Source organism: Corynebacterium sp. CCM 9204, from assembly GCF_041357695.1.
Classification (GTDB): domain Bacteria; phylum Actinomycetota; class Actinomycetes; order Mycobacteriales; family Mycobacteriaceae; genus Corynebacterium.
Genome location: NZ_JAUERX010000003.1, coordinates 233,460 through 251,044, shown reverse-complemented (window position 1 = coordinate 251,044; position 17,585 = coordinate 233,460). Strand labels below are relative to the sequence as shown.

The window sequence follows — 17,585 nt, the reverse complement described above, 5'->3', positions numbered from 1 at the left end:
CGTTCGATACCTTTCTCGGACGGTCTCTGTTGACTGAACCAAGAATACGGTTTCCCCATGGAATGCAGCAGGCCCGGCCCTCCTTTCACCGAACTTCGGACGTTCGGTGTAGTGGGGCCGGGCCTCTGCCGGTGTCAGGCGTTCGACCTAGTGATGATGACCTGCCTGAGAATCCTCTTCCTCGGCGGGCTTCTCCACGACCGATGCCTCGGTGGTGAGCACCATACGGGCGACGGAGGTGGCGTTGACCACTGCGGAGTGGGTGACCTTGACGGGATCAATGATGCCCGCCTCAATGAGGTTTCCGTATTCGAGGGTGGCGGCGTTGAAGCCTTCACCATTCGGCAGTTCGGTGGTCTTGGCGACGACGACGGAACCGTCGACACCGGCGTTCTCTGCGATCCAGAAGGCAGGCTTCACCAGTGCCCGGGACAGCGCCAGGACACCAACCTTGGCGTCCCCCTCAAACTCCTCAGCGTAGACCTTGAGTTCGTGGGCGATCTGCACGAGTGCGGAACCACCGCCAGCGATGACACCTTCTTGCGCAGCCGCACGAGCGGCGTTGATGGCGTCCTCGACGCGGAGCTTGCGCTCGCTGACCTCGGTCTCGGTGGCGGCGCCGACCTTGATGACGGCGATACCGCCGGACAGCTTCGCCAGACGCTCCTGTGCCTTCTCCCGATCCCAGGACGAGTCCGTGGACTCGATCTCTCGACGGATCTGGCCACGACGGTTCTCGACCGCTTCCGAGCTACCCGCGCCGTCAACGATGACGGTGGAGTCCTTCGTCACCGTGATGCGGCGTGCGGACCCCAGCGAATCGAGACCGATCTCGGAGAGGTTGATGCCGACCTCCGGATCGACGATCGTCGCGTCAGTGACGACGGCGAGATCATCCATGAACGCCTTGCGACGGTCACCGAAGTACGGGGACTTCACGGCGACGATCTTCAGCGTCTTCCGGATCGAGTTGACCACCAGCATCTGCAGTGGCTCACCCTCGATGTCCTCGGCGACGATGAGGACCTGCTTGCCGGAATCGACGATCTTCTCCAGAACGGGGAGGAAGTCGGGCAGGGAGGAGATCTTGTTGCGTACCAGGAGGATCAGTGCGTCATCCAGGATCGCCTTCTGCGCATCGATGTCGGTGATGAAGTACGGAGAGAGGAAGCCCTTCTCGAAGGAGATGCCCTCGGTGATGTCGAGGGTGGTGTCCATCGACTGGGACTCCTCAACGGTCACGACACCGTCCTTGCCGACCTTCTCCATCGCGCCGGCAACCATCTCGCCGACCTCCGGGTCACGGGAGCTGACCGTCGCGACATTCGCGATGTCCGATGTGGAGGCGACTTCGTTCGCACGCTCCAGCAGCAGCTCGACGGTGCGCTCAGCACCGGCCGCGATGCCGCGGTTCAGCTCGATGGGGTTGGCACCGGCCGCGACGTTACGCAGCCCCTCCCTGATGAGGGCCTGCGCCAACAGCGTCGCAGTGGTCGTACCGTCACCGGCAATGTCATTCGTCTTGACCGCGACGGACTTCACCAACTGGACTCCGAGGTTTTCGAAAGGCTCGTCGACGTCGATCTCGCGGGCGATGGTCACACCGTCATTGGTCACGGTCGGGCCACCGAAGGGCTTGTCCAGCACGACGTTACGGCCGCGCGGGCCGAGGGTGACCTTGACCGCGTCAGCCAGAGTGTCCACGCCGGCCTGGATGCCCTTCCGGGCTTCCTCGTTGAATGCGATCAGCTTAGCCATGAAAAAACCCTCTTACTTGGTCACGACGGCGAGAATGTCACGGGCCGAGAGAATGAGGTACTCCTCGCCCGCGTACTTGATCTCGGTGCCGCCGTACTTGGAGAAGATGACGGTGTCACCCTCGTTGACGTCCAGCGGGATGCGGTCGCCCTTGTCATCGAAGCGGCCCGGGCCGACGGCCACGACGGTGGCTTCCTGCGGCTTCTCCTTGGCGGAGTCCGGGATGACCAGGCCGGATGCGGTGGTGGTCTCAGCTTCGTTGATCTGGACGAGAATCTTGTCCTCGAGGGGCTTGATGTTGACGTTCGCCACGATGAATTCCTCCATGTGCTCGGGAAGTTGAATGTGATTGTGCCGGTTGAGCTTGCCCAGCACAGCCGTCGTCGCGGGTGAACAACTGTGTGTCAAACAACCTACTGGCACTCTACCCTCGCGAGTGCCAGCACTCAACCGTGTGGGGTGCCACCGTGGTTCGATCACCCACCTCACGCACTCCCAGACGAAGACCCGACTCTAGCCGACAACTCAACACCATCCCCGGGATAAACCCGAACCCACCTGCGATCAGTACCGGTTCGCCCGGCGGAGTCCGTCACCGTCAACGTCACCTCATACGTTCCGGGGCGCTGCCACACATGCTCAACGTAGTCATCCGCCGGGATGACCGCGCCAGTGCCGTCCCCGAAATCCAGATACTGGCGTACAGGCCCCCCTGTGAATACCCGGGAGAGCATTCCCGTCAACCCCGCGGTTCTGCCGGAGAACCAAATCCCCGGAGCATCAAGGACCGCATTGGGGGCCATCGCAATAGTCTCGAAGGCCGCAAGCACCGCACCGGACACCCCAGCCGACGAATATGAAAAAGTGCGCTCCCCCACCGAGACGGTGGCATCCCCGACCGTGATCATCTCCCGCACCAGCTTGGAATCCGGCGCGGAAACAGCAACGCTATCCCCCGTAAGCAGACCAGACGGGTGCAGCAGGGCGGACAGCAACTCAGAAGTGTCCCGGGTCGGGGACACAAGCCACCGAACCTCACCATCCCGACGCACCGCGATCCCGATCCGCGCATCCGGATGCGAATCGGACACTTCCCGCACAATCCGCGATGCCCCGCGCGCAAGATCAGCGAGCACCACCGGATCCTCCGTATCCAAGATCAGTACGCCCTCCACCGGGCGTGTCACCGACGCCCGTCCAGCCCCGGAGATTCGCTCCTGCGCCTGCGCCGTCCAATCGGAGAAGGCATCCACGACAGCACGGTCCGCGCTCGCTTCACCGGGAAGATCCGTGAAATAACTGAGATGCGTCTGCACCGACAGCCCACCAGGATCACAGAAGATATCATTCCGGTAGCAGTAGTCGATCCCGTCCTGCCCCGGTACGCTCAACCCCGGCACGGGAGCCTCCCACGGCGTCTGCGACAGCACCGCCCTCCCCGGAAGCAGGGGCGCACTGCCCACAGCGCGAGGCGATTGGCCATCACGAAGCGGATTGCCCAGGTAAAACACACCCGGAAGATACACGGAGTTCGACAGCGCATGCTCAGCAGCATTGAGCACCATCGCCCCCTGTGAATAACCGGCAGGAATCACCACCGGCTGACAGCCGGAACGCTGGAGATCACCGACACGCCGCACCACCGATCTTCTGCCCCGTTCAACGGATTCCAGCAGTTCATCGAATCGCCACGCCTCCACCGCCGGATACTCATCCAAATCCAGAGCAGACACGGTGAACCCGTGAAGATCAGCCCGTTCAAGCAGCCGGGATATTCCCGTGCCCTCCCACCCCGTCGACGGGCCCGCAGCACCCGGATACTCACGCGAACCTGTGTTTCCGACCCCCGAACCCCGGGCTGCCAAGACCATGGGGTCCGGACAAAACGGAACCACCGGATCCGACACGGTACCAGCCACTGCGGGACTCCCGGCCCCCACCATCCCCCAGGCCACCAACACCGCGCACACCGAACGGATCACTCTACTGCGGGACACGGAAACCTCCTCGGGATGGCGAATCATTCCCCCGCGATACTAGTGGGGAAACCACGCCATGCCGGGCTACCCGTTCCCCGCCTCAACATCCCGGCGAGCGATGTTCAGTACCGCACCGCGCCAGAGGGCGTATTCATCGGGTTCATCCTCCCGATAGTTGCGCACCGCCTGGATACCGCGCTCAACCTTCGCGATATCCTTCTCCGTGACATCCGCGCCGTCCGCGCCGATGAAGATGACCGGCCCACAGATTGCCGACACCGGATCGGTGAGGAATCGGGAGTTTCCTGTCGCGGCCTGGTTCCGGGCCATCGACGCCACCGGATTCGGCTCGGCGCCATTCGCTTTCGCCCCCGCCGAGTACAGCGCAGCCAAAGTCTCGCCGTCATCCTGGAACGCGACATAGACGCGGTCATTCTCCAAGTCTCCGAGGAAGCGGGCGGCCTCCTCGATCTCGAAGGTCAGGGTGCGGCTGGTCAGATCGGGGTAGACCAGGTAACCGATGCTCATGCGGGAGATACTCCAGGGGTTTCGTCGGGACAGACAAAAGTTCAACGAAGCCACGGTATCCCGTCCGACGCACCGGAAACGGCGGTGTCGGGACATCTTCCCCGACAATTCACCGGCGCGTACCCGGTTGTTTCCCGGGGTTACACCTGCGGGATCTCAACATCGAGGCCGGGGTCCGTCCCCGCCGACAGCTCACTCGGCCCAGCACCCGCAGCGATCCGGTGCGCGGCGAGAGCCGCGATCATCACGCCGTTATCTGTGCAGAGCTTCAGCTCCGGAACCCGCAGCTCGACACCAGCGGCACGGCAGCGTTCCTCCGCCAGTTCCCGCAGCCGGGAGTTCGCGGCCACTCCCCCGCCGAGAAGCAGCACCTTTGCCCCGACATCCCCGCACGCGCGCACCGCCTTCCGGGTGAGCACGTCGACCACGGCCTCCTGAAAGGACGCACACACGTCCGGCACATCAATGACCCGACCCTCGCGCTCGGCGGCCTCGACGTGGCGAGCCACCGCCGTCTTCAACCCGGAGAAGGAGAAGTCGTGGCGGGAATCATCGCGGCGCATCATGCCCCGCGGGAAGTCCACCGCCCTCGGATTCCCCTGCTTCGCCAACCTGTCAATGACCGGGCCACCCGGATACCCCAGGCGGAGCAGACGCGCAACCTTGTCGTAGGCCTCACCCGCAGCGTCATCAAGCGTGGACCCCAGCTCACGCATCGGCAGCCCGACGCCGTCAACCTCGAGCAACTGCGTGTGACCACCGGAGACCAGCAGCGCCACCGAATGCGGCAGGTCCCGGCCATCGAGTGTCGCCACCGCGACATGCCCGCCGAGGTGGTTGACCGCGTAGAACGGCACCCCCCACGCCGCCGCGAAGGCCTTCGCCGCGCTCGCGCCCACGAGCAGCGCACCGGCGAGCCCGGGGCCGATGGTGCAGGCCACGGCATCCGGGCGGTCGATGCCCGCCTGCCGGAGTGCCTCCCGGGTGACCGGACCGATCGACTCCAGGTGCGCACGCGACGCGATCTCGGGCACGACACCGCCGAAACGGGCGTGCTGATCCATCGACGAGGCGACGACGTCCGCGAGGATCTCCAGTTCAGGTGTCACCCCGGGACCGTGGGCGATGCGCACGATGCCGACGCCCGTCTCGTCACAGGAACTCTCGACGCCCATGACGATGGTGCGGCGGATCGTGTCGGCGTCGTTCTGTGCCGGTTCCGGAATGGTCGACGTGTTCACAGGTCGTGTCCTCACAGGTTGTCTTCGGTGGCCGTCCACGTTGATACGGGATCGCGACGCATGGTGTACGCGTCCGCACCGGACGGCTGATAGTAGTTGCGGCGCACACCCAGGCGGACGAAACCGTACCGCTCGTACAGGGTGATGGCCGGTTCATTGTCGCACCGCACCTCCAGGAACACCGGCCCGGAGCGTTCATCAGCGGCGGCGAGCATGGCCTCCAGCAGGTGGCGGCCGATTCCCCGGCGCTGGTGTGCGGGGTCCACGCCGATGGTGTGCACCTCGAACTCGGGGTCATCCGGAGGGCCGACCATGGCGAGGATCGCGTAGCCCACGAGCTCGCCTGTTCCCTCAGACATGGCGCCCGCGCCACCGGACTGATCCGCGCCCCCGGTCTCCACCGCCGCGAGGCAGAGGCAGAAAGGGTTGCCCATCTCCGAACGGAACGCCGCGGCACTCCACGGATCATCCCCGGGGAAGAGGATCTGCTCCAGTTCGGCGCACCGCTGCGCGTCGCTCGGTGCGAGACGCCGGATAATGACGGAACCCATCACAGTTCCACGTCCGGTACGGCCGGGCTGATCGGTTTCGGCTTCGGCGGCACCGCGTCCGGGCGCCGCAGGTAGAGCGGGACGATGGGCTCCGGTTCACGGGTCAGATCGGCGGCGCGGACGAGCGACACCGGCGACGGGGAGAGGTCGAACGCCGGGACCTCGGCGAGTGTACCGACGCGGAGCTTCTCCGCCAGGCCTCCCGGGACGCTGAGCGAACCGACGACACCAGCGAGTTGCACGACATCAGCGGGTTTGTTCACCGCCTGTCCCCCGACCCGGACAGGTACCCCACCGGTGTCAGTGCACTCGTAGCTGGCCCAGTAGACCTCCCGCCGACGCGCATCGGTGGCGACGAGAAGCCGGGGCTGTCCGGGATTCTTTTCCGCAAGCTGGATCGCAATCGAGTCCAGCGAGCACACACCGTGCACCGGAATACCGAGCGCTTCCCCGAAGGCGGTCGCGGTCGCCATCCCCACCCGCAGACCGGTGAACGGCCCCGGCCCGCACCCGACGACCACCGCGTCGAGATCCGCAGGCTTCACACCGGCCTCATCGAGACACTCCAGGATCGACGGCGTCAGACGCTCACCGTGCTGGCGGCAGTCCGGGAGGATGCGCTCTGCAACGGAAAAAAATCGAGCGGTCGACTGCGATTCCAACCCTGCACCGCAGTCACCGCCTGCATCAACTGTTATAGTTACGACCCCAATAACGGTAGTCGGAGTTGAGGTATCCAAAGCGATAATATACACACGGGAAGCATAGTCAAAATACCTCAAAATAGCTAAATCTGACCATAGAGAACCAGCCGTATTTTAGACTACACAATACCGTCGCCATAGACGAAATAAATTTGTGGAATCAAACTACGAGACCAGCACTACAAAAAGCCGGAACTCACATTAACACACTTTTCAAATCACATCCCCGAACCAACCTCAAGCAGTAGTGCCTTAATATTAAAAATCTATACCCTGTCAACAAAATGAAGGAAGGGTAATTTATTTAGACGGAAACTGGTTAAGATTTTAGAAAGCAACCGTGAAAGGATGATGAACTAATTGACCCGTCAACTTTCTATATAAAACCATACATTCTTCGTCAGTCAAAGTGCATATATAATCAATAATGGCACGATTTTTCTCTGGGCCACACGAAAACTGTCCGCGCCCGTAACCAATCAACTCCCCATTTGCAGAAACCATTTGAGACTCCCTTATCCAGACCTGCAGCTGATAGGGGAGCCTTTCAAAGTCATTTTTAACCCACTTCAGCAAAAGATCAACCAGCTCAAGAATTATATGACTTTGCCCACGCTGAAGCAGAGCCGTATCTGGATGATCAACGACATAAGTTTTTGTAATGAACTTTAGAATTTGAATCTCATGCCACGCTTGTTTCCCAACCATCACATGCGGCCCTCCTATCCAGAAAGGGATACGAGAAACTTCGAGTTCCTTGAGAAATCTCTCAACAAGATTAGAGGCCATTGAGTGAACATCCGCCTCCATAGGAACTCGGCGTTCGCCTAGGTAACTGTAGGTCAATCCTTCAAAAAACCGAGACAACGAGACCACGCCAAACACGAAGCAAGTAGGATCAAACCAACCATGATAATCCAGAGACAACTTCTTGGCGAGCTTGCCCAGTCCGGAATCTCTAAATATTACTTCTTCAGTTTTTCTTTCAATGCCGTTGAGCGATGAAACATCCTCATCTCTAGCAGCGCGATCATCAATCCCCCCAGGGTAATCCACCCCCTCTAGCGTTTTCTTGACCTCTTCTTTAGTGGTGTTAGGGGTTGTATCTAGACCTAGCAGCTCCAAATATTTCTCCATCTCAAAAAGAACAGCGTTGGGACTAAGGATCCCAGAGTAAATAAAATCCTCAATATCATGTACAGAATAAGATATATCGTCAGCCAAGTCCATAACGGAAGCTTCGAGTGTTTGTATCTCATCACCAACCGGAGACCATGATCGAATATCCTTTAATATGTGACTATTACTTTGATAAAAATTAAACTTATACCAGTGCTTTCTATAACTTGGGTCGCTTCGCAATGACTGTTCATGCTCTCCCTCTGGCCTCTTGGGCGCACGCGACCACGGATACTTCGTAATTGCCGCCAATGTAGCTACTGATAGGTCCATTCCTTGATAGTCAGCTTTTCTTAGCCTCCTTGTACTCACGATCCGTAAAGATTGAGCATTTCCCTCGAACCCATCCTCTAATTTGAGAATTTCTCGAGCAGCATCATCTAAAATCTTTTCGCCAATATGGCCAAAAGGCGGGTGTCCTATATCATGCGCCATTGCAGCAGCAACACATACGTCAACATCTAATCCCCCCAAAGAAGCCAGCGTATCTCTATTACCTTTGTCCATAAGTAGCTTTTCTGCCACCCCCTTTGCTATCTGGGAAACTTTCAACGAGTGAGTTAATCTATTGTGCAACAGTGGTCGGTCGCCAAACGGCGTCCAGACCTGTGTAACTCCACCAAGTCTGCGCCACGCTGCCGAGTAAAGTATCCTATCGACATCGCGCTGCGCTTCTGATCTTCCATCTTTGCCTGGCTTTTTACGACCACTTAGCTTCGATTCTTTCCCAGAAGAAGGTGACTCCTCAGATTTTTTTTTGCAGCCATCAACAGAAGGGGAAACTGAAAATACTCTTTTGTTTTCCTTTGGCTTCGCCATTGATAAAGCCCTCCTTCAAGTTATCTCTAAATGGGAAAATAACGAAGGTCTTGATCTATGTCGAATGAAACACGAACAAGAGCTCGATGAAGATCATGCTTCGAAAGAAATGGGAATTCACTACGCAGCGTGCCAAGCAAATCATCGAAGGTTTTACCCTTACCATCGAGGAGGTCTTGTATTTTGAAGCTAACTGCATCCAGGTCTATATTATTATGTTTTTGAACAACCCGAGCATTAAATGTCATTTATTCTCCAGAGTTTCCGAAAATAACAATTTTTGCGAATTTCAAGATACGCTATTTGAATTCACAGAAATTAAGTTTCTGAGTAAGTAGTAGATACTCGCCGTCGATCAAGCTCCCAAATAAGTCTTATTTAGAATTGATATTGTGGATGTTGTAGTTGATTTTTTATATTGCGTTCGACCTTTTCTTTGGTTGTTTTATGTAGCTCCGACAATGATCAGTTTCCGTTATTTTCATTTTATCCGATTAGCATCTCTTTCCTTTTCATAGTTTTTGTTCCCTTCGACGGTCTGTAGTACGAGAGCCCGTGCCATAAGCATACACCTGACTTTGAAGTTCTAGCGGGATTTCCCCACTCCCCACTCTACAAGCCGCGCCTCCGACTCCGGGTCCTCCCGCACGGCCGTTTCCCGGTCGAAGGTGACCTCGAGCCAGGTGTCGGCGAGTTGTTCCACCAGTCCTCCACCCCATTCGGCCACGATGACGGCGTCATCGAGTTCGGTGTCCAGGTCGAGGGAGTCAAGGGCCCCGAGGGCATCGACCTCGGCGTCGGGGTCCTCCCCGAACAACCGGTAGGCGTCGACGTGGATGAGGTCGGGGCCTCCGGTGAGTGAGCGGTGCACGCGGGCGATGACGAACGTCGGGGACGTGACCCGGCCCTTCACCCCCATCCCCTCCGCCAGGCCCTGGGTGAAGGTCGTCTTGCCCGCGCCGAGCGGGCCGTCGAGAATCACCACATCCCCCGCTTCGAGCGCTGCGCCGAGTTCCGCAGCGAACGCGCGGGTGTCGGCGGCGGTCTCCAGCCGGGTGGTTCCGGTGGTCGGGAACGTGGACTTCATCGGTCTTCTCCCACTGTGTGCTGCATGAGGGATACGGTCACTGCCCCACGTAGTCGCGGACCACGCGCCCGTGCGGGCGGCAGATGATCTCGTAGGGGATGGTGTCGAGGGCGCGTGCGAGATCGTAGGCGGTCATCTCACCCGAGGTACCGGGGCCGAAGATCACGGCCTCGTCCCCCATCGCGACTCCGTGCGGGTTCGATCCGAGGTCGATGACGATCTGATCCATGCACACGACGCCGACCTGCGGGTACCGGTGTCCGTTGATGGTGACCTCTATTGTGCCGGCCAGACCGCGGGCGAGCCCATCCGCGTATCCCATGGACACGACGGCGAGTACGCCTTTGTGCCCGGCGCGCCAGGTGAGCCCGTAGGACACTCCTTCGCCTTTGTCGACCGGTTTCACGACGGTGACGGTGGCGGCGAGTGTCATCGCCGGGCGTAGTCCGTTGTCCCATCCCGCAACGGGTTCCAGGCCGTAGAGCGCCAGTCCCGGTCGTACCATGTCAAAACCGAGGTCATCCCGGGTCAGTACTGCCGGAGTGTTCGCCAGATGGTTGACGCTCGGATTGAGTCCGGTTTCCCGGGCGGCCGCGATGGCGTCTTTGAGGCGTTGTGCCTGGGCATTGTTCTCGGGGTTTCCGGGTTCGTCGGCGCACGCCAGGTGCGAGAATATCCCGGTGACGTTGACGGCATCGTGCGCGTCGGCGAGCAGCCCGAATACTCCGTTCCATTCGCATCGAGGTACTCCGGCGCGGTGGAGGCCGGTGTCGGCTTTGACGGTGACCCGGGCGGTACGCCCACACGCGCGGGCGGCGGCGACGACGGCGTGGGCTTGCTCCACGGAGCTGACGCCGAGGTCGATGCCGTCAGAGATCGCGGCCCGGAGGTCCTGCTCGGGCGTCCAGATCCAGGACAGTATCGGTTGCGTGATGCCTGCCGCCCGTAGTTCGTGTGCCTCGGCGAGGGTGGCCACACCAAATTGATCGGCGCCGTTAGCGGCGATGGTTTGTGCGACTTTCGCTGCGCCGTGGTTGTATCCGTCCGCTTTGACCACGGCCATCAACTGCGCCGCACCCGCACGCTTCTTGAGCAGTCTGGTGTTGTACGCGATGGCAGCGAGGTCGATACGGGCGGTGAGCAAGTTCATGGTTGTCCATTCTGCCACGCGGGAAACTGGCTCTCGCGTTCACGTCGCCCCACTTGTCGACGCCCGTCCGTGCCCGATGCTGCCCGTTATCTAACGGGATTCACTGCCATCCGGACAACACCCCGGACGGCGGCGGCGATATCGCTGGACGGGACGGGACCGCCGCAGGCCCGGGCCGCCTCTCCGTGGACCTTCGCCGCGAGCGCGACCATCTCTGGGTCGGCGCGGTGGGCGATGGCGGCACCAATGATACCGCTCAGTACGTCCCCGGAGCCGGGTGTGGCGGCCCAGGAGCATCCGGCGTCGACGAGGAAACACTTTTCGGCGGTGGCGACAACGGTGACCCGCCCTTTGAGCAGGACGCAGCAGTTCAGTTTCTCCGCTAGAGCTCGGGCGGCGGCGATTCGGTCGGACCCCGGGGCGGTACCGGTGAGGCGTTCGAACTCCCGATCGTGCGGGGTGAGCACGGTGAATACACCCCGGTGCCCGCGGGTGGTGATCATGTCGGCGAGCTCCGCGCGGGAGGAGACGAGGGTGAGTGCATCGGCGTCGAGAAGCACCGGTAGGTCGGTGGCGAGGAGGTCCGCGAGAATCGTGGCCTCATCCTCCCCGGTTCCGGTTCCGGGCCCCACCGCCCACGCCTGTACCCGGCCCGCTTCGGCGATCGTCGGTGTGCCAATAATCTCCGGATGGGCGGTGATCACCGCGTCGTGGCAGCTTCCGGCGAAGCGAACCATCGGGGAGGTGGCACGTAGCGCCCCGGTGGTGGCGAGCACCGCCGCCCCCGGGTACTGCCCGGACCCGGCGTGGATGCCCACCACTCCCCCGGTGTACTTGTCCGAGGTACGACCGGGCCGCGGCCAGGCTGCGAGGTCCCCACGTTCGACGAGGCGGGCGTACGGGGTGTGGTTCTCCAGTTCCCGGTCGATCCCGAGGCCGTGGCAGATGACGGTTCCGCAGTGTTCCGCGCCGAACATGTGCACGGGTTTCAGTGCCCCGAAGGTGACGGTGTGGGTGGCGGGGAGATGGTCGTCGTGGGCGTACCCGGTCATCGGGTCGACACCGCTGGGGATGTCGACGGCGACGACGGTCGGACCGGTGTCCGGGTCTCCGGTGTCGCAGCCGCGGATGATCCGGGCCGCGTCCGCACCGTGCCCCCGCAGACCGCCGGATGCGCCGATTCCGACGATCCCGTCGATGATGAGGTCGGCATCCCGAACGTCTCCGGCCGGTTGTTCCCCGGGGGCACGCCAGCGGGCGCGGGTTCCGAGGAATGTGGACGCCTCCCCGTGCAGTGTCGAGCCGACGGGCCACACGGTGACACCCGCACCACGGCGGGCGAGTTCGGCGGCGGCGAACAGCGCGTCACCGCCGTTTCCCCCGGAGCCTGCGAGGACCAGAACCTTCGCGCCGGCGGCACCTGGGCTTCGACGGCCGCGCAGGATACGGTCGCAGTCCACCGCCAGAGAGTGCGCCGCACGCCTCATGAGGCCCCCACCAAGTTTCTCCAGCAGCGGTCGCTCGGCGGCACGGACGGTGTCCGGGATGTGGACGGGGATCATGGTTTCATCTCCTGGAAGGTGACGGCGATGAAATCCATGGTAGAACTGTTCATCCGACCTGCACCCGAGCCCGTCGCCGCTTCCGCGTGACGCGCGCCCCGGTGACGGCGAGTGCGCAGGCCGCGGCGACACCGACTCCGGCGACGAGCAGGATCGTCTCACTCCCACCGGAGGTACCGCCGGTGAACAAAGGCAGGGGATGTTCGCCCACCTGTCCCCCGATGAATGCCCCCGACGCGATGGCGATATTGAAGGCCCCGGAGTTGAGGCCGGATCCGGCTTCGGCGTTATCTCCTGCGGCGCGGAGCACCCATGCCTGGGAGACCACGGAGATCGCGCCGCCGAACAACCCCCAGGCGAGCATGACGAGCGCGGCGGACAGCGGTGAGCCGACGAACAGAGCGAAGGCGAGCAGGGCAGCGACGACTCCGGCGGGGATGATGACGACGGTGGCGTTGAGGGAGCGTTTCATCAGGGGCCCGGCGAGGAAGTTTCCGGTGAGTCCGGCGATCCCGAAGATGAACAGTTGGGTGCTGATCCCGGTGACGGGTACCTCACCGAGGTCCTGGAGTAGCGGTGAGGCGTAGGTGTAGGCGGTGAAGTGCGCGGTGACGAGGATGAGCGTGTAAGCCACTCCGAACTGGACACCACGCAGGCGGGCGGTCGCCGCGATGTCGCCCAGGCTGACCGCAGTGGTGGTCGTGGCCGCTGTGACGAGCAGGATCAGGCCAACCGCGATGAGGAGGGCGGCACCCGCCACAACGAGGAATGCTTCTTGCCAGGAGGTGCGTTCCCCCAGCCAGGTCGCCAGGGGGACGCCGAGTACGATGGCGGCCGCCGCGCCGGAGAAAGCGACCGTGAGTGCTTTCGCGGCGTCCTCTTTCGCGGCAACGCGGACGACGGTGGCACCGAGGAGCGCCCAGAACATGCCGAGAGCCACCCCGACGAGGATGCGGGAGGCCAGAAAGAATCCGGCGGTGGGAGAGAGCGCCGAGAGCACTCCCGAGATCGCGTTCGCGGCCAGTGCCCCGGCGAGAATGAACCGTCTGTCGGTGCGCCCGACGAGTTTCGGGGCGAAGATCGCGACGATTCCCGCAAGGATTCCGGGGATGGTGACGCCCAGACCGACCGTGCCGTGGGAGGTGCCGAGGTCATCGGCGACGAGGGTCAGGACACCGATGGGCAGTTCTTCCATCGTGGTCATCACAAAGATTCCCAGACCCAGCATGACGATTCCCGCCCAGGGGGTGCGGTCGGCGGTGTCGGACAACGTTGTCGATTCCTTTCCTCGGCTGGATCGCGCGCGAGTACGCCCCGCGGCCAGAGGTGGCGCGGGGCGTACCGTGACATCGCCGCGTGAGCCGCGACGGTCGGTGACGAAGGGGGAGACTACTCCACGGTGACGGACTTCGCGAGATTCCGTGGCTTGTCGATGTCATCGTTACCGCAGTGCCGGGCGATGTCGGCGGCGAGGAACTGCAGCGGCACGGTGGCGAGCAGCGGCTGCATAATTGATGAGGTTTCGGGAATGCGGATGAGCCAGTTCGCGAACGGCTCGACGGCGGTGTCCCCTTCCTCGGCGATGACGATGGTCTTCGCGCCCCGGGCACGGATCTCCTGGATGTTGGACACGATCTTGGAGTGCAGGACCTTCACCCCGCTGGGGCTGGGGACGATGACCACAACGGGCAGGTTCTCCTCGATGAGCGCGATCGGGCCGTGCTTGAGTTCACCGGCGGGAAACCCTTCCGCATGGATGTAGGCGAGTTCCTTGAGTTTGAGTGCGCCTTCCAGAGCAATGGGGAATCCGACACCACGCCCGAGGAACAGCATGGTGCGGATCGCTCCGAGAGCGTCTGAGATCTGCGCGACCTTCTCATCACAACTCAGTAGTTTCTCGATTTTCGCGGGGATTGCTTCGAGATCCTCCCAGATGTCCGTGATCTCGTCCGGGTACTTCGTTCCCCGCGCCTGCGCGAGTGCGAGGCCGACGATGTAGTTCGCGGCAACCTGCGCGAGGAACGCCTTCGTCGAGGCGACACCAATCTCTGGCCCGGCGTGGGTGTAGAGCACAGCGTCGGATTCGCGAGGGATCTGCGCGCCGTTGGTGTTGCAGACGGCGAGGACCTTCGCGCCCTGAGCTTTGGCGTGACGCACGGCCTCGAGGGTGTCGGCGGTCTCCCCGGACTGGGAAACGGCGATGACGAGGGTCCGCTTGTCCAGGATCGGGTCGCGGTAGCGGAACTCGCTGGCTACCTCGATCTCGACGGGGATGCGGACCCAATGCTCGATGGCGTACTTGGCGAGTAAGCCGGAGTGGTAGGCCGAACCGCAGGCGACGACGTACACCTTGTCGAGGTTGCGTAGATCATCGTCCGTGAGGCCGTCCTCGTCAAGCCGGATGCGCCCGTCGACGAAGTGCCCGGCGAGGGTGTCGCGTACAGCGGCGGGCTGCTCGTGGATCTCCTTGATCATGAAGGAGTCGTATCCGCCCTTCTCCGCTGCGGCGAGGTCCCAGTCGATGGTGAAGGGCTTGCCTTCTGCCGGGCTACCGTCGAAGTTGAGAAGCTCGTAACCATCGGAGTTGATGACGACGACGGTGTCCTGCCCGAGTTCCACGGCCTCACGGGTGAACTCGATGAATGCGGCGACGTCGGAGCCGAGGAAGGTTTCGCCTTCCCCGACTCCCACCATCAGCGGGGTCGAGCGGCGTGCAGCGATGATCTCACCCGGGTGGTCCGCGTGGGTGAAAAGCAGGGTGAACGCACCCTCCAGACGGTTCAGCACCGCCAGGACACTGGCCCGGAAATCACCGGCGGTTTCCCCGTTGTTGTACGCCTGTGCAAGTAGGTGCGCGGCGACCTCGGAATCGGTGGATGAGAGCATCTCGATGCCATCGCGCTCAAGCTGTTCCCGGAGTGGGGCGAAATTCTCGATGATGCCGTTGTGCACGATGGCGACCCGACCGTCGAAGGAGACGTGAGGATGGGCGTTCTCATCGGTGGGGCGCCCGTGTGTGGCCCACCGAGTGTGCCCGATGGCGGTATGACCTCCCAAATGATCGCGCCCGGTCTCCGCGATCTTGTCCACCAGATTCGCCAGTTGCCCGGAGCGTTTGACGGCCTGCAGGCCGCCGTCGTCGCCGATGACCGCGATCCCGGAGGAGTCGTACCCGCGGTACTCCATCCGTCGCAGTGCCTCCAGCACCACATCGAGCCCCTGCTGCTTACCTACATATCCAACGATTCCACACATGCGATCAACAGTAGTGGAGAACAGTCCCCGGTCTGGCCCGCATGTGTATCAATGCCCCTTTCTTCTGTCACCCCGGCGTCCCCTCGCCGTCTCCGTGCATCACCCGACCTCGGCCGAACATTGTGAATGTGAAGAATATGGTGATGTGCGACCGTGAACTATCCTGGGGAGCGTGGCTCAGAAACTGAAGAAGCAAATGTCCAAGTTGTCTAGGCGCGGACCGCACCGAGTGATGGTCGGTAATCTCGACGTCGCGGGTGTCCCTGGCAAGCTATACACCCCCGCCGAGGGAGATGGAATCCCCGGTGTCGTGTTCGGGCATGACTGGATGACCGGTGTCGACAAGTACCACCGGACATTGCGGCACCTCGCCAGTTGGGGGATCGCGGTGGCCGCGCCCGACACCGAACGGGGGATGATCCCGGATCACCGTGGCTTGGTCGCCGACATGGAGACCTGCCTCCAGATCCTCGGCGGAGTGAAGCTCGGCGCCGGAAAAGTGACCGTCGCCCCCGGAAAACTCGGCCTGGCCGGGCACGGAATGGGGGCCGGCTGCGCGATCCTCGCGGCCGTGGACCGTTCCGCAGTACATGCGGTGGGTGCACTCTATCCCGCCGCCACGAGTCCATCCTGTGAGGAAGCAGCGAAAGCCATGACCGTCCCCGGTCTCATCGTCGGCTCAGGGCGGGCATTCCTCATCGACGCCGGAAGCCCCGCAAAGATCGCCGCGAACTGGGGCAGTGACGATGTCGTGTACAGGACGGTGGACAAAGGAACCCAGTTCAGTTTCCCTGAGCGCATCCGCACCAATCTTCTGATCGGGGTTGGTCTTCCGAAATTCTCCGCGCAGGAGGCGGCCCGTGCACTACTCACCGGTTTCCTTCTCCACCAGTTGGGCGGCGACAAGAACTTCGCCGAGTTCTCCGACCCGGAGGCTGACCCCGGGAAGCGTGTCACCGGGTACACCGCAGAGGAAGTAGCGGAGGAAGCCGAGTCCCCGATCTCCTGATCGTCGGGTGGTGATCCGGAAAACCGTCATCCCCACCCGGTACGGTACACAGGGTGGGCGCGCCAGCCTCCGATGGAAACGCCACATCCCGTCGACCTCGGTTCGGCGCGCTCCCGTCAGTAGAAGAAGAACAACACCATCATCCCGAGTCCCCCGAGCACCTTGAGGGCCTCGAGAATGAGTAGACCGGCCATGACGATGGTGACCCCACGGAACCAGCTTCTGCGCCGCTCCCGTTTCCGATTCTCCACCGGTGGAACACCCCACTGCTTCACGACGACGTCGTCCGCATTCACCCGGTACAGGGATGCAGCCGTCTCGCGGATCGCCCGCTCGTACACGTCAGCATTGAGATACCTTCCATCGACCCTGGCTGCGAGCACTTCCTCCGCCAGGGGAGGAACCCCGTTCACTGTCGTGGCTTCCTGCGCGAGCTTGCCGAGCAGATCGAGGAGCGAGCCCGCCCCTTTGACTGGAATCCTGGGGCCGTCCGGGTACTCCCTGTTCGGGATGCTGACCGTGTATTCGGAGAGCACGCTGTCGAAGGTCTCGTCTAGCGGCATCGTCAGCCTTTCGTGGTGGTTGTGGTTGATCCACCCAATTGCACGGGGAGGTGGGCTGCACCCCCAGTATTGACAGCACTGCGCGCCTCCCACACTATAGCAGTGGAGCTACCCAGAACCAGCTACGCGGACCACAGGCACATTTCAGCCGGGTGGTTCGGGAACACGGCTCTTAGGGATCAACTCACTCAAGAGCACCC

Annotated in this window: 15 protein-coding genes; 1 reads left to right on the top strand and 14 read right to left on the bottom strand. The window is 61.9% G+C overall.

Annotated features, from left to right (window positions below; genetic code table 11):
* Positions 1 to 147: 147 nt before the first annotated feature.
* The 13 genes from groL to glmS all read right to left on the bottom strand — a co-directional run bounded on the left by groL (position 148) and on the right by glmS (position 15,813).
* Positions 148 to 1,758 carry a chaperonin GroEL gene (gene groL, locus QWU43_RS07620; RefSeq protein ID WP_370914509.1) on the bottom strand — a complete coding sequence of 537 codons (1,611 nt, stop codon included), beginning with the start codon at positions 1,756 to 1,758 and terminating at the stop codon, positions 148 to 150.
* A gap of 12 nt (positions 1,759 to 1,770) precedes the next feature.
* Positions 1,771 to 2,070 (bottom strand): co-chaperone GroES, encoded by a 300-nt coding sequence (gene groES, locus QWU43_RS07615; protein ID WP_370914900.1) that lies wholly within the window; start codon positions 2,068 to 2,070, stop codon positions 1,771 to 1,773.
* 173 nt (positions 2,071 to 2,243) lie between these two features.
* A complete protein-coding gene (locus tag QWU43_RS07610) occupies positions 2,244 to 3,755 on the bottom strand; it encodes a PKD domain-containing protein (protein ID WP_370917517.1) in 1,512 nt (503 codons plus the stop codon).
* A 66-nt stretch (positions 3,756 to 3,821) separates the two neighbouring features.
* A complete protein-coding gene (locus QWU43_RS07605; protein WP_370914511.1) occupies positions 3,822 to 4,265 on the bottom strand; it encodes a hypothetical protein in 444 nt (147 codons plus the stop codon).
* Positions 4,266 to 4,405: 140 nt separating this feature from the next.
* Positions 4,406 to 5,440: a tRNA (adenosine(37)-N6)-threonylcarbamoyltransferase complex transferase subunit TsaD gene (tsaD, locus tag QWU43_RS07600; RefSeq protein ID WP_370917633.1), complete on the bottom strand. Its 1,035-nt coding sequence runs from the start codon at positions 5,438 to 5,440 to the stop codon at positions 4,406 to 4,408.
* Between the two features lie 77 nt (positions 5,441 to 5,517).
* Positions 5,518 to 6,057 (bottom strand): ribosomal protein S18-alanine N-acetyltransferase, encoded by a 540-nt coding sequence (gene rimI / locus QWU43_RS07595; protein ID WP_370917516.1) that lies wholly within the window; start codon positions 6,055 to 6,057, stop codon positions 5,518 to 5,520.
* Positions 6,057 to 6,812: a tRNA (adenosine(37)-N6)-threonylcarbamoyltransferase complex dimerization subunit type 1 TsaB gene (gene tsaB, locus QWU43_RS07590; protein WP_370917515.1), complete on the bottom strand. Its 756-nt coding sequence runs from the start codon at positions 6,810 to 6,812 to the stop codon at positions 6,057 to 6,059. The genes rimI and tsaB overlap by 1 nt, the downstream gene beginning before the upstream one ends.
* Positions 6,813 to 7,088: 276 nt before the next feature.
* Positions 7,089 to 8,759: a deoxyguanosinetriphosphate triphosphohydrolase family protein gene (locus tag QWU43_RS07585; RefSeq protein WP_370917514.1), complete on the bottom strand. Its 1,671-nt coding sequence runs from the start codon at positions 8,757 to 8,759 to the stop codon at positions 7,089 to 7,091.
* Between the two features lie 586 nt (positions 8,760 to 9,345).
* Entirely contained in the window at positions 9,346 to 9,846 is a 501-nt protein-coding gene (tsaE, locus tag QWU43_RS07580; RefSeq protein ID WP_370917513.1) for a tRNA (adenosine(37)-N6)-threonylcarbamoyltransferase complex ATPase subunit type 1 TsaE, read from the bottom strand.
* 37 nt (positions 9,847 to 9,883) lie between these two features.
* Positions 9,884 to 10,996 carry an alanine racemase gene (gene alr, locus QWU43_RS07575; protein ID WP_370917512.1) on the bottom strand — a complete coding sequence of 371 codons (1,113 nt, stop codon included), beginning with the start codon at positions 10,994 to 10,996 and terminating at the stop codon, positions 9,884 to 9,886.
* An 86-nt stretch (positions 10,997 to 11,082) separates the two neighbouring features.
* Positions 11,083 to 12,558 carry an NAD(P)H-hydrate dehydratase gene (locus QWU43_RS07570; protein ID WP_370917511.1) on the bottom strand — a complete coding sequence of 492 codons (1,476 nt, stop codon included), beginning with the start codon at positions 12,556 to 12,558 and terminating at the stop codon, positions 11,083 to 11,085.
* A gap of 49 nt (positions 12,559 to 12,607) precedes the next feature.
* On the bottom strand, positions 12,608 to 13,828 hold the full coding sequence (locus QWU43_RS07565) for an MFS transporter (protein ID WP_370917510.1): 1,221 nt from the start codon (positions 13,826 to 13,828) through the stop codon (positions 12,608 to 12,610).
* Positions 13,829 to 13,947: 119 nt separating this feature from the next.
* Positions 13,948 to 15,813, bottom strand: a complete 1,866-nt coding sequence (glmS, locus tag QWU43_RS07560; RefSeq protein ID WP_370917509.1) for a glutamine--fructose-6-phosphate transaminase (isomerizing) — start codon at positions 15,811 to 15,813, stop codon at positions 13,948 to 13,950.
* A gap of 172 nt (positions 15,814 to 15,985) precedes the next feature.
* Between glmS and QWU43_RS07555 the strand changes: the two genes are divergently transcribed.
* Positions 15,986 to 16,822, top strand: coding sequence for a dienelactone hydrolase family protein (locus QWU43_RS07555; protein WP_370914520.1), 837 nt, complete (start codon positions 15,986 to 15,988; stop codon positions 16,820 to 16,822).
* A 116-nt stretch (positions 16,823 to 16,938) separates the two neighbouring features.
* Here QWU43_RS07555 and QWU43_RS07550 read toward each other — a convergent pair whose 3' ends face one another.
* Complete coding sequence (locus QWU43_RS07550) at positions 16,939 to 17,385, bottom strand: hypothetical protein (protein ID WP_370917508.1); 447 nt, start codon at positions 17,383 to 17,385, stop codon at positions 16,939 to 16,941.
* Positions 17,386 to 17,585 lie beyond the last annotated feature (200 nt).